The 18,359-nt window shown below is 38.4% G+C and carries 17 protein-coding genes; 12 read left to right on the top strand and 5 right to left on the bottom strand.

Annotated features, from left to right (window positions below):
- Nucleotides 1-83: 83 nt before the first annotated feature.
- Entirely contained in the window at nt 84-806 is a 723-nt protein-coding gene (locus XEN7305_RS14590) for a pyridoxine 5'-phosphate synthase (protein WP_052035180.1), read from the top strand.
- A 74-nt stretch (nt 807-880) separates the two neighbouring features.
- Complete coding sequence (locus XEN7305_RS14595) at nt 881-1,210, top strand: MgPME-cyclase complex family protein (protein ID WP_006510228.1); 330 nt, start codon at nt 881-883, stop codon at nt 1,208-1,210.
- A gap of 186 nt (nt 1,211-1,396) precedes the next feature.
- Here the strand turns inward: XEN7305_RS14595 and fabD are convergent, their stop codons facing one another.
- The 3 genes from fabD to XEN7305_RS26730 all read right to left on the bottom strand — a co-directional run bounded on the left by fabD (nt 1,397) and on the right by XEN7305_RS26730 (nt 6,061).
- Nucleotides 1,397-2,290: an ACP S-malonyltransferase gene (gene fabD, locus XEN7305_RS14600; protein ID WP_006510229.1), complete on the bottom strand. Its 894-nt coding sequence runs from the start codon at nt 2,288-2,290 to the stop codon at nt 1,397-1,399.
- Between the two features lie 176 nt (nt 2,291-2,466).
- Entirely contained in the window at nt 2,467-3,060 is a 594-nt protein-coding gene (locus XEN7305_RS14605) for a hypothetical protein (RefSeq protein WP_006510230.1), read from the bottom strand.
- A gap of 109 nt (nt 3,061-3,169) precedes the next feature.
- Nucleotides 3,170-6,061, bottom strand: coding sequence for a thioester reductase domain-containing protein (locus XEN7305_RS26730; RefSeq protein ID WP_006510231.1), 2,892 nt, complete (start codon nt 6,059-6,061; stop codon nt 3,170-3,172).
- A 203-nt stretch (nt 6,062-6,264) separates the two neighbouring features.
- On the opposite strand from XEN7305_RS26730, the gene XEN7305_RS26735 reads away from it, so the two are divergent.
- The 4 genes from XEN7305_RS26735 (at nt 6,265) to XEN7305_RS14630 (ending at nt 11,650) form a co-directional block, all read left to right on the top strand.
- Nucleotides 6,265-6,870, top strand: a complete 606-nt coding sequence (locus XEN7305_RS26735; RefSeq protein ID WP_006510232.1) for a pentapeptide repeat-containing protein — start codon at nt 6,265-6,267, stop codon at nt 6,868-6,870.
- Between the two features lie 79 nt (nt 6,871-6,949).
- A complete protein-coding gene (gene proS, locus XEN7305_RS14620; protein WP_006510233.1) occupies nt 6,950-8,443 on the top strand; it encodes a proline--tRNA ligase in 1,494 nt (497 codons plus the stop codon).
- A 199-nt stretch (nt 8,444-8,642) separates the two neighbouring features.
- The gene (locus XEN7305_RS14625; RefSeq protein ID WP_006510234.1) at nt 8,643-9,449 is read left to right on the top strand and encodes an alpha/beta fold hydrolase; all 807 of its coding nucleotides are present in this window, start codon (nt 8,643-8,645) and stop codon (nt 9,447-9,449) included.
- Nucleotides 9,450-9,562: 113 nt separating this feature from the next.
- Nucleotides 9,563-11,650 (top strand): VCBS repeat-containing protein, encoded by a 2,088-nt coding sequence (locus tag XEN7305_RS14630; RefSeq protein WP_006510235.1) that lies wholly within the window; start codon nt 9,563-9,565, stop codon nt 11,648-11,650.
- Between the two features lie 291 nt (nt 11,651-11,941).
- On the opposite strand, the gene XEN7305_RS14635 is transcribed toward XEN7305_RS14630, so the two are convergent.
- Together XEN7305_RS14635 and ilvA are read right to left on the bottom strand one after the other, a co-directional pair.
- A complete protein-coding gene (locus XEN7305_RS14635; protein WP_006510236.1) occupies nt 11,942-13,066 on the bottom strand; it encodes a class I SAM-dependent RNA methyltransferase in 1,125 nt (374 codons plus the stop codon).
- Between the two features lie 27 nt (nt 13,067-13,093).
- Nucleotides 13,094-14,602 carry a threonine ammonia-lyase, biosynthetic gene (gene ilvA / locus XEN7305_RS14640; RefSeq protein WP_006510237.1) on the bottom strand — a complete coding sequence of 503 codons (1,509 nt, stop codon included), beginning with the start codon at nt 14,600-14,602 and terminating at the stop codon, nt 13,094-13,096.
- A gap of 409 nt (nt 14,603-15,011) precedes the next feature.
- Between ilvA and XEN7305_RS14645 the strand changes: the two genes are divergently transcribed.
- The 6 genes from XEN7305_RS14645 (at nt 15,012) to XEN7305_RS14670 (ending at nt 18,057) form a co-directional block, all read left to right on the top strand.
- Nucleotides 15,012-15,209 carry a DUF2283 domain-containing protein gene (locus XEN7305_RS14645; RefSeq protein ID WP_006510239.1) on the top strand — a complete coding sequence of 66 codons (198 nt, stop codon included), beginning with the start codon at nt 15,012-15,014 and terminating at the stop codon, nt 15,207-15,209.
- 85 nt (nt 15,210-15,294) lie between these two features.
- Nucleotides 15,295-15,756: a DUF29 domain-containing protein gene (locus tag XEN7305_RS14650; RefSeq protein WP_006510240.1), complete on the top strand. Its 462-nt coding sequence runs from the start codon at nt 15,295-15,297 to the stop codon at nt 15,754-15,756.
- Between the two features lie 371 nt (nt 15,757-16,127).
- Nucleotides 16,128-16,364 carry a hypothetical protein gene (locus XEN7305_RS14655; protein ID WP_006510241.1) on the top strand — a complete coding sequence of 79 codons (237 nt, stop codon included), beginning with the start codon at nt 16,128-16,130 and terminating at the stop codon, nt 16,362-16,364.
- Nucleotides 16,364-16,744: a type II toxin-antitoxin system VapC family toxin gene (locus XEN7305_RS14660; protein ID WP_006510242.1), complete on the top strand. Its 381-nt coding sequence runs from the start codon at nt 16,364-16,366 to the stop codon at nt 16,742-16,744. Before XEN7305_RS14655 ends, XEN7305_RS14660 begins: the two co-directional genes overlap by 1 nt.
- A gap of 185 nt (nt 16,745-16,929) precedes the next feature.
- Entirely contained in the window at nt 16,930-17,412 is a 483-nt protein-coding gene (locus XEN7305_RS14665) for a DUF1456 family protein (RefSeq protein ID WP_006510243.1), read from the top strand.
- 249 nt (nt 17,413-17,661) lie between these two features.
- Complete coding sequence (locus tag XEN7305_RS14670) at nt 17,662-18,057, top strand: hypothetical protein (protein WP_006510244.1); 396 nt, start codon at nt 17,662-17,664, stop codon at nt 18,055-18,057.
- Nucleotides 18,058-18,359 lie beyond the last annotated feature (302 nt).

An 18,359-nucleotide genomic window follows, 5' to 3' on the forward strand; every position in this document is an offset into this window, starting at 1 on the left:
TAGGTTCCTCTGTCTGCCCTATGATTAAAAGTTCGTCAATCTCTAAGAAATAGAATCTTAGCTTACATTTATCTTTTGTGAAAGTGGTTACATTAGGAATAAATATCGATCACGTAGCAACTATCCGCCAAGCGAGAAGAACAGTAGAACCTGATCCTGTGGCTGCGGCAGTTTTGGCTGAATTGGGTGGTGCCGATGGTATTACCGTGCATTTACGAGAAGATCGCCGTCATATCCAGGATCGAGATGTGCATCTGTTGCGTCAAACTGTGCGTAGTCATCTCAACCTAGAAATGGCCCCGACAGAGGAAATGGTTGCGATCGCCCTAGAAATTAAGCCGGATTATGTCACCTTAGTTCCCGAAAAACGAGAGGAGGTAACAACCGAAGGTGGCATTGATATGCTAGCTAATCGCGATCGCTTTACTGAGATTGTTAGCCAATTACAAGGTGCGGCAATTCCTGTGAGTTGGTTTATTGACGCTGATTCGGCGCAAATAGAAGCGGCGGCCAATACTGGTGCCAAGTTTATTGAGCTACATACAGGAAAATATGCTGATGCGATCGATGAGGCGAGTCAAGCCAAAGAACTAGAAGATCTAGAGGCAGGAACTAAAATTGCGATCGCCGCTGGATTACGAGTTAATGCAGGACATGGATTAACTTACTGGAATGTTTACCCTGTTGCTTGTATCCCAGGTATGGAAGAATTAAATATTGGTCACACTATTGTCAGTCGTGCGGTATTAGTCGGAATGGAAAGAGCCGTCAGGGAAATGAAATTAGCGATTAAGGGACAACTATAATTTATAAGCTGAAAGATATTCAACACAACAATAATTCAAAAAAAATAATAGATACTGACTAGGAAAAATTAACAATGACTACATATCATTACGTTTTAGCAAGCCAAAAATTCTTATTTGAAGAAGAACCTTTTGAGGAAGTTATCGAAGAAAGAGTTCGCAATTACAAAGAGCAAAACAAAGAAATCGATTTCTGGGTAATCAAACAACCAGCATTTCTCGAAGCCCCAGAATTTTCCCAAATCAAAGCGAAATGTCCCCAGCCATCGGCAGCCGTTATTTCTACCAATAAACAATTAATTACTTGGTTGAAGCTAAGACTAGAATATGTGTTTGTTGGAAGTTTTGAAGCTCCTTCTGACAATATTCCTGATGCCCTAGCTTCTTTAGAAAAAGCCGCTTAGTAGTAAGTAATAAGTAATGAGTAATAAGTGTTCGCAACAGGTTACCTATTACTTCTGGTTTAGGCAAATAGGGATTTGGGGAGCTAGGGAGATCAAACAATGGTTATTCCCCAAAGCCCTAATGCCCTAGGTCCCCATTTTTTTCAGTCTCTAAATTCAATCTTTAAAACAAGAAGTATTAAACCATTACCCATTACCCAATTTATCAAGAGCTTCCATTGTGCCTATGGTTCCCAATTCCATACCTTTGCAAGCTCTTTTTAATAGACCAGTTAACACCTTGCCAGGGCCGACTTCAATAGTCTCTGTGATTTCTTGTTGACTAAGTTGCTCCATAATTTCCCGCCATTTTACAGAACCTGTCATTTGTTGTGCTAAGCGTTGTTTCAACTCTGCGCCTTTGGTTGCTGGGCTCGGCTCTACATTGGACAAGACAGGAATTTTCGCATCATTAAAAGTAACGCCCTCTAAAACCGACTGAAACTGTCCAGAAGCTTCTGCCATTAAAGGGGAATGGAAAGCCCCAGAAACATTGAGTTCTACTTTTCGCTTCGCATTGACTTCTGCTAGTACTTGCTCCACTGCTTCGGGAGTTCCTGAAATAACAACTTGGCCGCTACTATTATCATTGGCAAGCACAACATCAGGGTTGGCATCAATCAGATTTTCTAATTGGCTACGATCAAATTTCATTAAGGCAGCCATTTTGCCTCCAGCAGCTTTACTCATTAATTCAGAACGTTTTTTTACCAACCGAAGTCCTGATTCAAAGTCAAATACCCCAGAAATGTAAAGCGCCACATATTCGCCCAAACTATGTCCTGCAACTAACTGAGGTGCTGTCGTTTTTTCTAATAACAAATCGGCAATAATAGATTCAACCACGTATAAACAGGGTTGAGTATAAAGAGTGTGAGACAAATTAGTTTCGTCTCCTTGGCAAATATCGAGAACTGACCAACCTAAAATTTTTTCTGCAAGCTCAAATTTATGTTTCGCTACGGGGTTTTCTTGAAAATCAACTCCCATGCCTATTGCTTGAGAACCTTGTCCTGGAAATACCCACGCTGTTTTCGTCATATGTTTAATAAAAAATTAATTATTTTACGATTAGTAATAGAGAATTATCTCATAGAGAAGTAATTTGTGCCTCTGCGCGGAAGTAATAAGTAATGAGTAATAAGTAATGAGTAATGAGTTCGTGGGATTGGGATAATTAGGTATTGATCTAATCGGCTTAGTTGAATTTAATATGTTTACTGCACCTGGAAAGAGTTGAAAAATTGCTCAATATTTGTTGAATCGTCAGAAATAGCATAAAGGCTATATAAGCGCTGGCCAACTAAATATAACCTCATGCCAGCTATAGAATCATCTAAGTTTCCCGAAAACTCTAATCCTGGTTGCCCATTGAGGAAAATAGCCTTGCCTTGTTGGTTCAATTCTTCTAGCTCAAATTCTTGAAATAGATTATCGCTAATTTTTTCTAAAAGGTCATTTCCTGACTGTTCGATATATTCAACCGTAAGATCTGTATAGGCTACTAAATAAACAGAGTTGGCATCATCTTCTTTTTTAGCGGGATTCCAGTAGGAATCATCATCTACACGGAAAAGATACCAATCTAGTTGTTGACCATCAATATCTGTGAAGTCCTTGAAGATTTTTGGCTCGAAGGGAAATTGCACTTGGAATTTTTCGGCATTAAAGCTAAATAATTTCCATTCTGCTTGAGCTAGCAAGGTTTGTTGGAGCTGAATATTTTGGGCTAGAGCTTCTTTAACATTTACAGGAAAATTCGCCAGACAAAGATAAAGAAGAGTTGTGATGGCAAAGGAGAGCTGCTTCATATGATTTACTATTGTTCCTTATTTATTCTATTCGCGATAATCCCGATCGCATTATAGGGACGTAGCATGAGAGACGTAGCAGGCTACGTCTCTACGGTTATTATTTATATCAGGCAGATTTGCTATTGGAAACAATCAAATAATTAGCCATTTCTTCAATAGTTGGAGACTGAAATAACTCTAGAACAGGGACTTCTATAGTGAAGTTACACCGCAGTTTATTGTAAACTCTCATCATAGCTAGGGAGCGACCGCCAAGATCAAAGAAATTATCATGCATTCCAATGTTATTGAGGTTTAAAACTTCCGCCCAAATATTCGCGATCGCTTGTTCTGTTTCATTGCGTGGCGCTACATAATCTTTCTGCTTGTAAGCTACAGCAAGATCATCTTTAAACAAGGGCAGCTCAGACAAATGAGTTTCAGGTTGCCTAACTATTCTGTTGAGTAAACTAACAAAATTATTGGCAAACTTAGTAATTGTCTCTTCAGTGAACAAATCTATTTTGTAACGGAACAAGGCAATCAAAGTATCATCTACTTCTCGAACAGAAAGAGAGATATCAAAATTAGCATTTTTCTCATCTTTTTTCTCTAGGAGCTGCAGATTGACTTCACCCAAGGCTTTTGGTTGGCTAGGAGCATTTTGTAAAGTGAACATAGCTCGGGAGACAATCCCATCAGAAATGCCAATCTCTTCGACAATTTTTTGTAAAGGTAAATCCTGATGTTTTTGGGCCCCTAGAGTTACTTCACTGATGCGATGTAATAATTCCTGTAATGTGGGATCATTACTAAAGTCAGTATTCAATAACAAAATATTACTAAAATAGCCGATTAACTTTTTAGTTTCTGCTAAATACCGACCTGCAACAGGAGAAGACAGAATAATGTTTTCCTGTCCTGAATATTGATAAAGCAAAGTTTTAAAGCCAGTCAGTAAAGTGACAAATAAAGAAACTCCTTCACTATGACTAATAGATTTCAATGATTTGGTCACTTCTGCCGGAATTTTTACTAGATGGGATGCTCCTTGATAACTTGCGATCGTGGCAGAAGCATAATCAGTTGGTAAATCCAAAATAGAGATATCGCTGCTTAATTGAGTTCTCCAATAATCTAGTTGGTATTCTAGGTTTTTGCCCTGTAACCATTGACGCTGGAATTGGGCAAAGTCGGCATATTGAATTGGTAGTTTTGGTAAAGATGGTTCTTGTTCTGTCGTAAAAGCTTGATAGAGACTGGCTAACTCTTTGAGTAGGATCGTATCCGACCAAAAATCAGTAACAATATGGTGAGCTGTTCTTAAGAGATAATGCTTGGTATCGGTGACTTTTACTAAAAGAAAACGAATTAAAGGGCTTTTGTTGAGGTCGAAAGGTTGCTGCGATTGCTCTTCAATCATTTTGGGGATTTCACTATCCTCCCCTTCAATAACTTTTAGTTTAAACTGAATCTCCGGAGCAATAACTTGAACAGGTTGACCCTCAACTATTGGGAAAGAACTGCGTAATATTTCGTGACGGTTAATAATTTCTTGGATGCTGCTCTCTAAGGCAGATATATTTAGCCTGCCATCGAGTTGATAACTAGCATGGAGATTATGAACTGTATTCTCAGGATTCAAACTATCGATATGCCATAATCTTTCTTGGCCAAAAGAAAGGGGGATCTGGCCTTCGCGGGGAAAAGGTTTAATTGTCATCCGACGCTGACGACTCATATTTCCTTTGATCGATTTCCAAAACCCTGAAGTTTTCTTTTGCTTCTTTGCCTCCTTCTCCTCTTCTCCCTCAAGTTTTCCATCGCCCAAATATCCACTCTTTTGAAAATACTTACAATAGGTAGCAATCAACTGCCCATCCACAGGGGGGAAAGTAACCGAGGTATTCGCTAATCCTGCTTGAGTTTGGTGATCGCAAAACAATGGTTTTTCGGCAAATAACTTATGAGGAGAACTTAGTAGCAATAATAAAAGAGCGAATATTTTATTGTCAGGGTATTTATTAGCAAAAGTCTCTAACTCCTTCATCCATTCTGGTTCTGACAACTCTTCTAGCTGATAGCCGGCCGAATTTACCCCTGCCCACATTGCTTCCCAGGCCAAGGGTTGGGCATTAGACAGATGAAAAGCTTTGCCTAAAGATGCGGTCTGCCAAGATAAACCTGCGATCGCCTGTGCCACATAATCCACCGGAACCAAATTAATACTAGCGGTAGCAGCCGGGTATTTGCCCATTTGAATACAACCTTTCAACAAAGTCACTAGCAAATCACTCACATTGCCCATGACTCCTGTTTTACTATGGCCCATAATCCTCACCGGACGATAGATAGCGCCTGGTAAGCCTCGGGCGATCGCAGAGGAGATTAATTTTTCAGCTACCCATTTACTCTGTTTATAGCCACCTTTGAGACTAGGGTGATATTGGGGAATATCCGTTTCCAGAATTTCCTTGGCCGAGCCATGAGCTTTACTGAAGAAAACAGAAATGCTGGAGGTAAAATGTACGGCCTTAGTTTTGACTAAACTAGCTAACTTAATAATTTCTACTGTTCCCAAAACATTGGGAGCCTTTAATCTTTCGTAGGGATAAGCGTAATTAACATAAGCTCCGTTGTGATAGATCACATCTACCTTGGTTGCCAACTCCTGAAAAGTTTCGGTTGATAAACCGAGTAAAGGCTGACCCAAATCTCCCACTAGAGGAATAATACGCGATCGCTCTACTTCTTGGTCTAGACCATAAGCTTTTAAGCTCTGCTCGATTCGTTCTTGTCCCCCATCAGGATTCCTACTGCGTACCAAACAATAGATGTCGGCATTACTATTTCGCAATAGTTCGGTCAATAGGTGGCAACCCAATAACCCCGTTGCGCCAGTTAATAAAATAGCTTGGGGTTGGGTTAAATATTCTGAGACGGGATTGGTAAATTGAATATTAGGATCGAGAATTGCTTCTTGCTGTAAATCAAGGCGATCGCTATTAAGATTATTCATTGAGGGACTTTAACTTAAAATTTCTATGAGCGTGAGCGAAATCCAGTAATGCACTAAAATAGTCTTACATATATAGGGTTTGACTTTATTGATTAATGCAGGTTAGTTTTTAGGTTTGTCATATTTTGAGACAATTGGGAACCTAGATATCAGCAATTAGGTCAGCTATCTATTAAGAAGTTCCATGAATTAATTAAAGTAAAATGAACAAAATTTTGCAATCTGCGATCGCGAAGAGAGTCGTTTCCCAGCCTAAACGTTATCAACTGATGCTAGTTGCCGCAACAACTGCAATGCTAATTATCCCTAATGTGACAGTCTCAGCGTTTGAACCAGAAGATCTCGAACAAGTAAAAACTTCCAGAGTCTGTAACGAAGATTGTGACTTGAGTAATGCCGATCTCCAGGAAGTTTATTTGGTCAAGGTGAATCTCGAAAATGCCGATCTGCAAGGGGCTAATCTCAAAGAAGTTAACTTGCAGGATGCCCTATTAGAAAAAGCCGATCTTGGTCAATCAAACTTGGTCGGGGCCTATCTTAGAGGAGCCACTTTGCAAGAAGCTGATCTTAGTGGCGCAAGATTAACTAGAGCTGATCTAAAAGACACTATATTCAATCAAGCAAATCTTCAGGGAACATATCTGATGAGCGCTAACAACCTTACGCCAACTCAAATAAAGTCTGGTTGTAATTGGGAAGAAGCAATCTACGATAAAAATGAGGCTGCGAATCAAGCATTTATTAGTGAATTGCAACAAAATACCGATTCTAATCCCGCAGAAGCAGTTGACTGTAGCATGTGGGAGTGATCAACAATAATTTCAATGTTTTGTCGAAGTTGAGTCCTTCTGCAATATACTGAAACAGGTGTAAAAAGGACGAACTTCAATGGCAAAGAATAAAGCTACTTCATTGGGAATTACTAAACGAGAAGAAGACTATTCTCGTTGGTATCTAGATATCGTTGAGAAAGCTAAATTAGCTGAAGACTCGGGTGTACGTGGTTGCATGATCATCAGGCCAGAAGGGTTTGCGATCTGGGAGAATATGAAAGCCCAGCTCGATCGCATGTTCAAAGAAACTGGACATCGCAACGCTTATTTTCCTTTGTTTATTCCTGTTAATTACTTTGCCAAAGAAGCCGAACATGTTTCTGGTTTTGCCAAGGAATGCGCTGTGGTTACTCACCATCGTCTCAAGACCACAGAATCGGGAGAGATTACAGTAGATCCTGATGCCGAATTGGGTGAACCTTTGGTAGTTCGTCCCACCAGTGAAACTATTATTTGGTCAGCTTACCGTAAATGGATTCAGAGTTATCGCGATTTACCTTTATTGATTAATCAATGGGCGAATATCTGTCGTTGGGAAATGCGAACTCGTCCTTTTTTGCGAACTGCGGAATTTTTGTGGCAAGAAGGTCATACTGCTCATATAAGTGCTGAAGAGGCGGAGGCTGAAGCTCTGCAAATGCTCGGAGTTTATAAAACTTTTGTCGAAGATTATTTGGCAATTCCCGTACTTGATGGGCAAAAAACCGAAAATGAAAAGTTTCCTGGAGCAGAACATACTTACACCATTGAAACAATGACCCAGGACAAAAGAGCAATTCAAGTTGGGACAAGTCATAATTTGGGGACAACTTTTGCTAAGGCTTTTGATGTGACTTATCTGTCGGCAGAAGGAACTCAAGAATATCCCCATGCAACGAGTTGGGGTATCACAACCCGCATGATTGGGACGCTGATCATGGTTCATTCTGATGATAAGGGTTTTGTTTGTCCCCCAAGAATTGCGCCTTTACAAGTCATTGGAGTGCCAATTTTTCGTAAGCCTGGAGAAAAGGAGCAGGTTTTAGCAAGATTTGCTGAGTTACAGTCGGAGTTTAAGGCTAGTGGTGATTTTTCTTTTGACCTTGACGATCGCGAAAATGTCAGTCCTGGTTTTAAGTTTAACGATGCTGAGTTGAAAGGGATTCCTTTGCGCTTGGAAATGGGCCCTCGGGATCTGAAGAATAATAATGCTGTTTTGGTACGTCGGGACACGGGGGAAAAGATAATTGTTCCTCAAGCTGAGTTGGCGACGAAAATTCCTGAATTATTGGAAGATATTCATCAGAATTTGTTTAATACGGCCAAGGTATTTCAAGCAGCTAATACCCATCAGGTGGCGACCTACGAAGAGTTTAAAACTAGTGTTGAGGAAAAATCTGGTTTTTACTTGGTTTATTTTGCTGGAACTCCTGAAGATGAAGAGAAGATTCAAGAGGAAACTAAGGCTACTGGACGCTGTATTCCCTTGGCGCAATCTGGGGAAGAGGGGGTTTGTTTTTATACTGGGAAAGCGACTAAGCAGCAGGTTATTTTTGCTAAGGCTTATTAGGTTATAGTGCGATCGCATATTAGCCTCGGCGATCGCGTATTTTCGACAATTGCAATAGAAATTATATTTAGGGGTCTTGTTACCCCCTTTTCTTACCCTATTTTTGTTCTATTCCCTCTACATCATACTTTCCAGCTCGTTGTCACCTCGTGAGCTCGAAGCTGTGTTTTTCATTACTTTTGCGCGACAATGTCAGTCTATGGATCTTAATGTCGAAATAAAAGGAAAAGGTTATCCAATTCTTTGCCTACATGGTCATCCTGGTTCTGCCAACTGTATGTCGGTATTTACGGATGTCCTTTCTAAGGATTATCAAACTATTACTCCTGATCTCCGAGGTTATGGCAAAAGCAGCTACAGAAAAGATTTTTCAATGAAGCAGCATCTAGAAGATTTACAAAAACTTTTAGATCAATATCAGATAGAAGATTGCTTATTATTGGGATGGTCTTTGGGGGGTATTCTGGCCCTAGAATTAGCCCTTTGCAGTCGCAAAAGGTTTCGTGGTCTTATTCTGATTGCCTCGGCGGCCTCTCCCCGCAGCGATCATCCAGCTATTACCAAGCAAGATCTGATTTATACAGGTATTGCCGGCATTATTAATTTTTTCAAGCCTGGATGGTTATGGAATATTAATCGTTTTGGCACGCGATCGCTATTTCGTTATCTCATCTTCCAACAAACTCCTGCGGCTTATCAATATTTAGCTCATCAAGGAGTGCCTGCCTATTTTCAAACTTCTGCTGCTGCCAACAAGGCATTATCTAGCGCCATTGCTGATGGTTATAATCGCCTCGACGAGCTTCCGCAAATTGATATTCCTTGTTTGATATTGGCTGGAGAATGCGATCGCCATATTACTGCTGATTCTAGTAAAAAAACATCACAAAAAATTAAGAATTCTCAATTTATTTGTTACCCCAATACAGCTCATTTATTCCCTTGGGAAATTCCCCAACAAGTATTACAAGATCTTCAGCAATGGATTTCGAAACTAGAAGATTAAAGCTGGATTTCAAACCTACTGCTATAACGGTAAATAACATTTAACTAAATATCAAACAAATTGTTGCGGCATTAAATTTTAATGTATCAACTATATTACCGAGGTTAAAAATTATGGCGAGATTCTCTTTTAATTTAACAACTATTAATGGCAACAATGGATTTTTTATTGATGGTATAAAAATAGATGAGATTTTTTTAAATGATCCTCAAGCACCTTTATCCAGTTTGTTCATTAATATTTTGAGTCCCCAGGGAGATATTAATGGCGACAATATTGATGATATTCCGATTCAATCATCGAATTTTCTCGAAAATGGAGAAGTAGTACAAGAAAGTTTTGTCATTTTTGGGAATAGTACATTTCCTCCTAACTTAGACTTAGGAACTATTAATGGAAGTAATGGTATTGCTATAGAAAATACTATTACAGTATTTAATAGCTTTTCTGATGTTAACGGCGATAGCATTGATGACTTACTAATCACTTCAATAGAGTTAAATACCCAGGATTTTACTAACTACGTAATTTTAGGCAGTACAAATTTATCTAGTCCTCTTGCTCCAGGAACTTTAAATGGTAGTAATGGATTTAATATTATTGATAATAACGATAGTTTGACTCCTTTCATCTTCCAGGGAGACATCAATAATGATTCTCTCGAAGATCTGGTTTTTCTCTCCTCAAGTACGACAGAAAATGTCACTAATACTGTTAATAAAATTGTTTTTGGTCGCCCAAATTTTACCTCTCAATTAGATATCTCAACTTTGGATGGCAATAATGGCTTTACTGTTGGTGGTAGCATTATTTTTAATGGAGGAGGAATTGATATTAATGGAGATAATATAGATGACTTAATTTTTATAGACAATGATAGTCCGCAAAACTATGTCTTATTTGGTAGCAATAGTTTTGCAAGTAATGTAGATGTTACTGCTGTTAATGGGGGCAATGGTTTTATCATTACAGACAGTAATAGTGGAGCTAATTCTCGCCTATCAGGAATTCCCATTAAAGATTTGAATGGAGATGGTATCGGGGAGTTGGCAATTCAGCAAAATCTTATTAATCCTAACAATCCGAATCAGCCACAAGTTAATAGATTGGATATATTATTTGGCAATAATAATAATCCTAGTAGTATAGATTTAGCAACTCTAGATGGTAATAATGGGTTTACGATTCCTTTTCCCGTTTCAGTAGAACAGTCTGCAGATCTCAATGGAGATAATATCCAAGACCTCATTGTTCTTGATACTACTGGTATTTACTGTGTAATCTTTGGTAGTAATCAAGGATTTAGTAGTAGTTTAGATCTGACAAGTCTCAATGGAACCAATGGCTTTGCGATCGCAGATAATGACATTGAAATCACAGATGTCGGAGATGTTAATGGAGATAATATTGATGATCTCATTATCGACAAAGAGAATAACACTAGTTATGTTCTGTTTGGTAGTCAAGGAGCTTTTGCTCCGAGAATAGATTTAACTAATGGTAATAGCAATGCCTTATTGATATCTGGTGTCCAAGCAAATAATGGAGTTGCGAATGTCTCAGATTTAAACAATGATGGTTTTGATGATCTCGTCTTCAATCCTGTTGTTGATGATAATGCCACCACTCCAAACGCTAGCAGCGCAGTATTATTTGGAAGAGAAGATTTTAATTTCCCAGATCCTCCTGAAGGGACTATTGATTTATTCCGTTTTCGCAACACTACTTTTAATACAGGCACCTATATCTTTGTTGATGCAGTCGAAAGAGATGCTATTTTGAATAATCCTGATTTTAACCAAACTTTTGAGTTAGAAGGTAATGGCAATCCTGCATTTCGGGCTAGTAGAGGAGAAGGAGAAGGTCTATTGCCTTTCTTTCGTTTACAAAGTCTTGCCACTCCAGGTACTTTTCTGTTTGTCAGTACCGAAGAATATAATGCTATTTTTGATGCTAATTCTGAGCAAAGAAATAACTTCCAACCAGAAGGTTTTGATGGGGCAGGAAATGATATTCCTGAGTTTTATCTTTTTGGAGTGGGAGCGAACCAAGGAGTAGAATTTAATCGTTTTCAAAATAACAGTAATAATACTTTTCTCTTTTCTGGGCCAGCAGAAACTAATGCGATTCTTGGTGATCCGAATTTATCTGGGGCTTTCACTAATCAAGGTGCAGCTTTTGAGGCATTGCCATTCAGCTAGCTGTTAATTGCCAAAATTTTATCGTTACGATAAAAGAAATAGAGGCAACAAAGGTGGAAGACTCTAGTGCCGATGTGAGGAAGTAATGAGTAATAAGTAATAAGTAATAAGTAATAAGTACCAGCTTGTTGCTATAGCGTTTCTCATATTCATAAGATACAGTTTGCTGTTCCCTATTCCCTATTCCCGATTCCCTATTCCCCAAAGCATATCCTTCTGCATCTCACTAATTAGAGAAGTGCTATAGATAGCTTATTTACCCCCACGTCTACTAGCCAATTTTGCCTTTTTCTAATACAATTCATACTTTAACAAAGTGCAAGCCAAAGAACCATTGTACACAGGGATTCTTTGAGAGGTTCGCAAACCAACTTTTTTCGCCAATTGTTTATTTCCTGTCAAAATATATGCCGTCCATCCTTTAAATCTTTGTTTAAAAATATCACCTAACATTTTATATAAATCTTCCAATTCTTCTGTTGTTCCTAACCTTTGTCCATAGGGAGGATTGCAAATAATTACTCCCTTCTCTGCTGGTGGTTGAACTTCAGATAGTTCTTTCTGCATGAATTGGATTTGTTCTCCTAAGCCACAATTTTCAGCATTGGTATAGGCTTGATCGATTATCTCAAAATCGCGATCGCTACCAATAATCGGGATATCAATAGTTTTTAATTGGCTATTTTTGGCCTCTGTGACTAATTTATTCCAGAGAGTTTCATCGTAATCTAACCAAGTTTGAAAACCAAACTGCGATTTATATAAGCCAGGGGCAATATTCAAAGCTTGCATCGCTGCTTCGATGGGCAAAGTCCCCGAACCGCATAAAGGATCAAAAAACGCTAATTCTGGAGTCCAATCCGTCATTTGAATTAACGCTGCTGCGAGGGTTTCTTTGAGGGGAGCCCGTCCCATTGCTGGGCGGTAACCTCTGCGGTGTAAGCTAGACCCAGAGCTGTCTAGACTGATAATACAACGATTATTATCTATATGGGCATTGACTAATAAATCAGGGGCTTCGGCATTAATATCTGAGCGTTTATTATATTGTTTTTGCTGTTGATCAACGATCGCATTTTTAATTTGTAGAGCAGTAAAATGACTATGATTGAGTTGTTTGTTTTTCCCTGTACAAGTCACAGCCAAGGTCATTTCTGGATTAAGATATGCTGACCAATCAATTGTTTGAACACTTTTATAAAGACTTTGAGCATCAAAACTTTTTACTTTATCAATTTTTACTAAGACTCGGAAAATAGTTCTTGACCAAAGATTGACTCGATATAGTAGTTCTTGATTTCCTTGGAAATATACACCTAAAAAATCCGTTTTAACTTCCGTTGCACCCAAGGCAATCAATTCTTGAGCAGCAGTCTCTTCTAATCCACGGGCTACCGTGGCAAAATAATCATTCATAAAATAAGGAGCAAGGACAATTTTTAATTATAAAAACAATTTATAGGCAGGATTAGTACTTTCGTCCCAATAGGGATATCCCAAAGTCTCCAGAAAAGCTTGCCATTCATTCATCTCATTGGGCGCAACTTGTACGCCAATGGCAATTCTCCCATAGTCTGAACCATTATTCCGATAGTGAAATAAACTAATATTCCAATTAGGACTCATAGAATTTAGAAAATCAACAAGAGCTCCTGGGCGCTCAGGAAATTCGAAGCGATATAACAATTCATTATTGGCTAAGGAAGACCGACCTCCTACCATATGGCGCAGATGCATTTTAGCTAATTCATCATCTGTAAGATCGATAGTTTTAAAACCATTTTCCTCGAAAGTTGCGACAATATTTTCGGCATCAACCCGATTTTGAATTTGCACTCCGACAAAAATATGAGCCTGTTTTTTCTCGGCAATGCGATAGTTAAACTCACTTAAATTATGTTTACCAATACAACTACAAAATTTACGGAAACTTCCTCTCTCTTCAGGAATTGTCACGGCAAAAATAGCCTCTCTTCTTTCCCCAAATTCTGCCCTTTCTGCAACAAAACGTAGGCGATCGAAATTCATATTGGCACCACAAGCAACAGAAATAAAAGTTTGCCCTGTAACTTGCTCGCGTTCGACATAAGCCTTGGCCCCTGCGATCGCCAAGGCCCCCGCAGGTTCTAAAATAGAACGAGTATCTTCAAACACATCTTTGATCGCGGCGCAGGTATCATCTGTCGAAACGAGAATAATCTCATCAACATATTTCTGACAAAGCCGAAAAGTCTCTGCTCCCACATGCTTGACTGCCACCCCATCAGCAAACAAGCCCACCTGGGGTAATTTTACCCTCTCTCCTTTTTGCAAAGATTGAGACATGGCATCAGAATCTACAGGCTCAACCCCAATAATTTTAATTTCTGGGCGTAATCTTTTGATATATGCCGCAACTCCTGAAATCAAGCCGCCACCACCGATCGCCAGAAAAATCGCATCAATCGGTTTTTGATATTGCCTTAAAATCTCCATGCCAATGGTTCCTTGTCCTGCGATTACATCAGGATCATCAAAGGGATGGATAAAAGTTAAGTTTTTCTCTTCTGCTAGCTGACGTGCATGGGCACAAGCATCATCATAACTATTTCCGTGCAAAACTACTTGTCCCCCACCAGTCGCTACAGCATTCACTTTCATTGTGGGTGTAGTTACTGGCATCACAATAATCGCTGTGGTGCCTAATTTCTGGGCTGCGAGGGCGACTCCTTGAGCATGATTTCCTGCGGAGGCTGCGATTACTCCTTGTTTGAGAAGATCAGGAGATAGTTGCGCCATTTTATTGTAGGCTCCTCTAAGTTTAAAGGAGAATACCGATTGGAGATCTTCGCGCTTGAGAAAAAGTTTATTGTTTAATCTAGTTGATAGGTTGGGAGCATATTCTAGAGGGGATTCTTGAGCGACGTCGTAGACACGAGCATTGAGTATCCTCTCTAAATAGTCGGGTTTCATTGATAATATGGGGATTGCGATCGGCGATGGACTGTATATGACACTACGTTAATAGTCTCATACTTAAGGGAGTAAGATACTGCAACTTTCCTACATTTAATGTTATTTGCTTGGAGGTTATACTTTTGAGTATGAGAGAATTCCATTATTGTATTTATTTAAGTTGCTATTGAGCATTGAAAACTACTCGGTATTTTTATTCAGTCAGAAGTCGTCCAGATCGATTATTTATCAAGGATAAATGAATCATTTATGTGATGGAAAATTGTGAGAAAACACAAATTCAATCGGACGGTAGAATCAAAATGTGGGGAAGAATTATGGAATTTGAAGGCAGATATCTTCGCGTAGTTTTACTTCCAGATCGGCAAACAGTTCACAATGCATTTTTTGATCGAAGTCTTAAGCCATGAAACTTAAATATTTCAAAGACACTGACATCTTATATCTTGAGTTTAAGAACTCCAATATTGTTGAAACTAGAGATCTCGACGAGAATACACTTTTGGAACTCGATGATCATGGTGACATTTGTGCAATCACTTTAGAACATGCCAGTAAGAGAACTGATATTAATAACTTTTCTACTGAAGGAATTGCAGCTTAAGCTTTGCAAAGTTCATAATAAGACCGCAGAATATTAATTTAGGATAATCATTCACAGTTTGGAAAGACAATAAATTTGTGTAGTTATGACTGCTAAAGTGCCATCAGCTAAAAGTATTGATAAACTCTACGACGAAGATTATTATCTTTGGTTGAAAAATACTGCTCAACTGATACGAGAAAAGAGATTTGCGGAGGTTGATGCGGTAAATTTAGTTGAAGAAATTGAGGATATGGGGAGAAGTGAAAAAAGAGCTTTAGAAAGTAATTTGGTGGTTTTGATTTTACATCTGCTCAAATATAAGTATCAACCAGCTAAACGTAGTAATAGTTGGAAAGCTAGCATCAGAGAACATCGCCGAAGATTGAGGAAAGCTTTTGAGGATAGTCCAAGTCTTAAAGGATATTGTGAGAAGGTTTTTGCCGAATGTTATGAAGATGCCAGAAAACAAGCTAGTGATGAGACAGAATTATCTCTTGATATTTTTCCGGTAGCATCTCCTTTTACTGTTTCGCAGGTTCTTGATGAGGAATATCTGATTGACTGACAATAGGCTTATTAATTTCAATTGTTTTTTTAGGTGAAGCAAAAGCATTATTCTATCTATTTTAATGGAGTAAATTAATTCGATTCTTCAACCGTTATAATCAAGCCCTAATTTCAATTATCTCTGATACGATTTACCCTCCTTTAATTAGCGATCTCGCTAAGCTGGAACTAAACGATTATTTCTTTGATAGCGATCGCTGACTTTCAGGTCTATCTGCCAAGAGGAAACTGAACAATCATGATTTAAAATAGCGATCTCGTAGTCCTTTGTTTAGTGTGATCGCAAGTAGAAAAAAATTTGTGTAAAAATAAGTCATAGACAAGCTACGAAGATCCTCTGCCAAAATCAATAACCCAGAGCAAATTATTATGTCAACTTTAGAAATGGCAATTCAAAAAATCCGACAATTAACCCCTGAACAACGTAATAAAGTTATCAAATTTATTGAAGTTATAGAATTGCAATCTAATTACCAACAAAAAAATACTAATTCTGAAATCAACACCCACCAAGACCAAGACTTTTTTTCGCTTGCTGGAATTTGGGAAAATAAAAACATTACGATCGAGTCCCTGCGTGAAGAAGCATGGAATAGAGAAAAATAATGATTTTATGCGACACTAATATTCTTATCGAGTTTTACAAGAATAATCCAAAAGTCATCAAAGAATTACGGCAAATCGGCATTAACCAACTAGCCATCAGTATTGTTACTCAAGCTGAACTATATTACGGTGCAATCAACAAAACCGAACTCACTCGTATTCAGAAGCATCTTAACTTAATCCATAATTTTTATATTGATCAAGAAATTTCAGCTCAGTTTATTCAGCTAATGACACGCTACTCTCTTAGCCATAAACTCACTATTCCAGATGCGCTTATTGCCGCTACCGTTTTAGTAAATAACATTAGTCTCTATACACTTAACATCAAAGATTTTATTTTCATTGAAGGACTCAATTTATATAGTCCTCAGTCATAAACTACTATTTATGCGAGCGTGATCGCTAATTTGTTCGCGGAGAAGAAACCAAAGAATAATGATTTAGAACCAATTGAAAAATGTCATTATAACAGCGATCGCAAAGGAGACAAATTAACTAACTTGCAGGGAAAATCAAAGCTTTTTTGTTAGTATAAAGGGATTTTACAATGTAGGGATAATCTGTGACGAATAATGATGTATTACGCCGTCTTCGCTATATCTTGGATCTGACCGATTCAATGATGATTGCGGTATTTAGGCAAGCAGATCTAGAAGTTGATCGAGAACAAATCAGTAATTGGCTCAAGAGAGATGATGATCCTGATTACCAGAATTGTAATGACAAACAACTGGCTATGTTTCTTAATGGTCTGATAAACCATAAGCGTGGCAAAAAAGAAGGTGAGCAGCCCAAGCCTGAAACAAGGCTGACGAACAATATTGTCTTGAAAAAGCTGAAGATTGCTTTTAATTTAAAAAGCGAGGATATGCTAGAGATTATTGATTATGCTGGTCTGGCCTTGAGCAAACATGAATTAAGTGCGTTTTTTAGAAAACCTGATCACAAGCATTATCGTGAATGCAAAGACCAAGTTTTGCGCAACTTTCTTCAAGGCTTACAAGCGAAGTATCGCCAAGGACTCAACAATAAAAGCTTTACTTAGAGCTAAATGAATTAAATAAGTTGCTTTTCTTTAATATATGATCCCACAGTACTTGTCTTTAGCTGAGCTCAGAGCATCTTGCTTTCGGCGCGATCGTGAGTAAAACTATGGGGTCAAAAATATGAAAAATTTTGTGTAAAAATTACAAGTAATCCAATTAGCTTGAGATGCAATACTAATCGCATAAGCCAATTTCAACACCAAAATGAAAATTGATAACGCTCATAACTTGGAGAAACTCAAATTGCCATGCTAGGAAATTTTCAGCAAAGTCAACTGCGGATTGAATTAGAAGCCAAGCAGAGTACGATTCGAGACAGCTTAATAAATACTAAGCAATTGGAGCAATGGATTTGGCCTCAAACTTTGTCGGCTAATTTGCCAGAAACATTATCGGCAGGATTAAAATTTACTAGTAAATTAGCTTTTCTAGAGATTGAATATTTAGTAAAAGTGGCAGATGATAATTGTTTACGATTAATCTTGAGCAACGGAATTGATGGTTACCAAGAATGGTGTTGGGGTGACGGTTGGATGCAGTCTCGTTTGGAAGGTATTACTCTTTTGCCATTAGAGTTGGGTCAGACTTATAACTTAATGAGGCTTCGCCAACATATAGAGATGAGGCAGAACAATAAGGAGTGAACTCATCATAATTTCAGAGTAACTCCCAAAAGATAACACTGCAAATATGATGGTTAATTATGAAGTCACTATAACCGAACCGATTGCAGCAATTCCAAATTCGAAAGTAACAGGGGATACAGAACTAGGCTTACGGTAGCGCAGCAAGATAGAAAAAAGTCAGAAATCAAGAGTGATCTAATTTATGGAAGTCAAAGCGCTTAGTTTCACAGTGCTTTTAGGATATATAGAGACAGTCATCGAGACATTGGTGGATCCGCGCCAACAAAGCAATGCGACCCGCTATACTTTAAAAGATTTGG

The organism is Xenococcus sp. PCC 7305 (genome assembly GCF_000332055.1).
Taxonomy (GTDB): Bacteria; Cyanobacteriota; Cyanobacteriia; order Cyanobacteriales; family Xenococcaceae; genus Xenococcus.

Excerpts from the sequence above, each read along its gene's own strand:
- fabD (WP_006510229.1), bottom strand. The coding sequence starts at position 2,290 with ATGACGAAAACAGCGTGGGTATTTCCAGGACAAGGTTCTCAAGCAATA.
- XEN7305_RS14605 (WP_006510230.1), bottom strand. The coding sequence starts at position 3,060 with ATGAAGCAGCTCTCCTTTGCCATCACAACTCTTCTTTATCTTTGTCTG.
- XEN7305_RS14595 (WP_006510228.1), top strand. The coding sequence starts at position 881 with ATGACTACATATCATTACGTTTTAGCAAGCCAAAAATTCTTATTTGAA.
- XEN7305_RS14655 (WP_006510241.1), top strand. The coding sequence starts at position 16,128 with ATGTCAACTTTAGAAATGGCAATTCAAAAAATCCGACAATTAACCCCT.
- XEN7305_RS14670 (WP_006510244.1), top strand. The coding sequence starts at position 17,662 with ATGCTAGGAAATTTTCAGCAAAGTCAACTGCGGATTGAATTAGAAGCC.
- XEN7305_RS14635 (WP_006510236.1), bottom strand. The coding sequence starts at position 13,066 with ATGAATGATTATTTTGCCACGGTAGCCCGTGGATTAGAAGAGACTGCT.
- XEN7305_RS14645 (WP_006510239.1), top strand. The coding sequence starts at position 15,012 with ATGAAACTTAAATATTTCAAAGACACTGACATCTTATATCTTGAGTTT.
- XEN7305_RS14630 (WP_006510235.1), top strand. The coding sequence starts at position 9,563 with ATGGCGAGATTCTCTTTTAATTTAACAACTATTAATGGCAACAATGGA.
- XEN7305_RS26730 (WP_006510231.1), bottom strand. The coding sequence starts at position 6,061 with ATGAATAATCTTAATAGCGATCGCCTTGATTTACAGCAAGAAGCAATT.
- ilvA (WP_006510237.1), bottom strand. The coding sequence starts at position 14,602 with ATGAAACCCGACTATTTAGAGAGGATACTCAATGCTCGTGTCTACGAC.
- proS (WP_006510233.1), top strand. The coding sequence starts at position 6,950 with ATGGCAAAGAATAAAGCTACTTCATTGGGAATTACTAAACGAGAAGAA.
- XEN7305_RS14625 (WP_006510234.1), top strand. The coding sequence starts at position 8,643 with ATGGATCTTAATGTCGAAATAAAAGGAAAAGGTTATCCAATTCTTTGC.
- XEN7305_RS26735 (WP_006510232.1), top strand. The coding sequence starts at position 6,265 with ATGAACAAAATTTTGCAATCTGCGATCGCGAAGAGAGTCGTTTCCCAG.
- XEN7305_RS14650 (WP_006510240.1), top strand. The coding sequence starts at position 15,295 with ATGACTGCTAAAGTGCCATCAGCTAAAAGTATTGATAAACTCTACGAC.
- XEN7305_RS14660 (WP_006510242.1), top strand. The coding sequence starts at position 16,364 with ATGATTTTATGCGACACTAATATTCTTATCGAGTTTTACAAGAATAAT.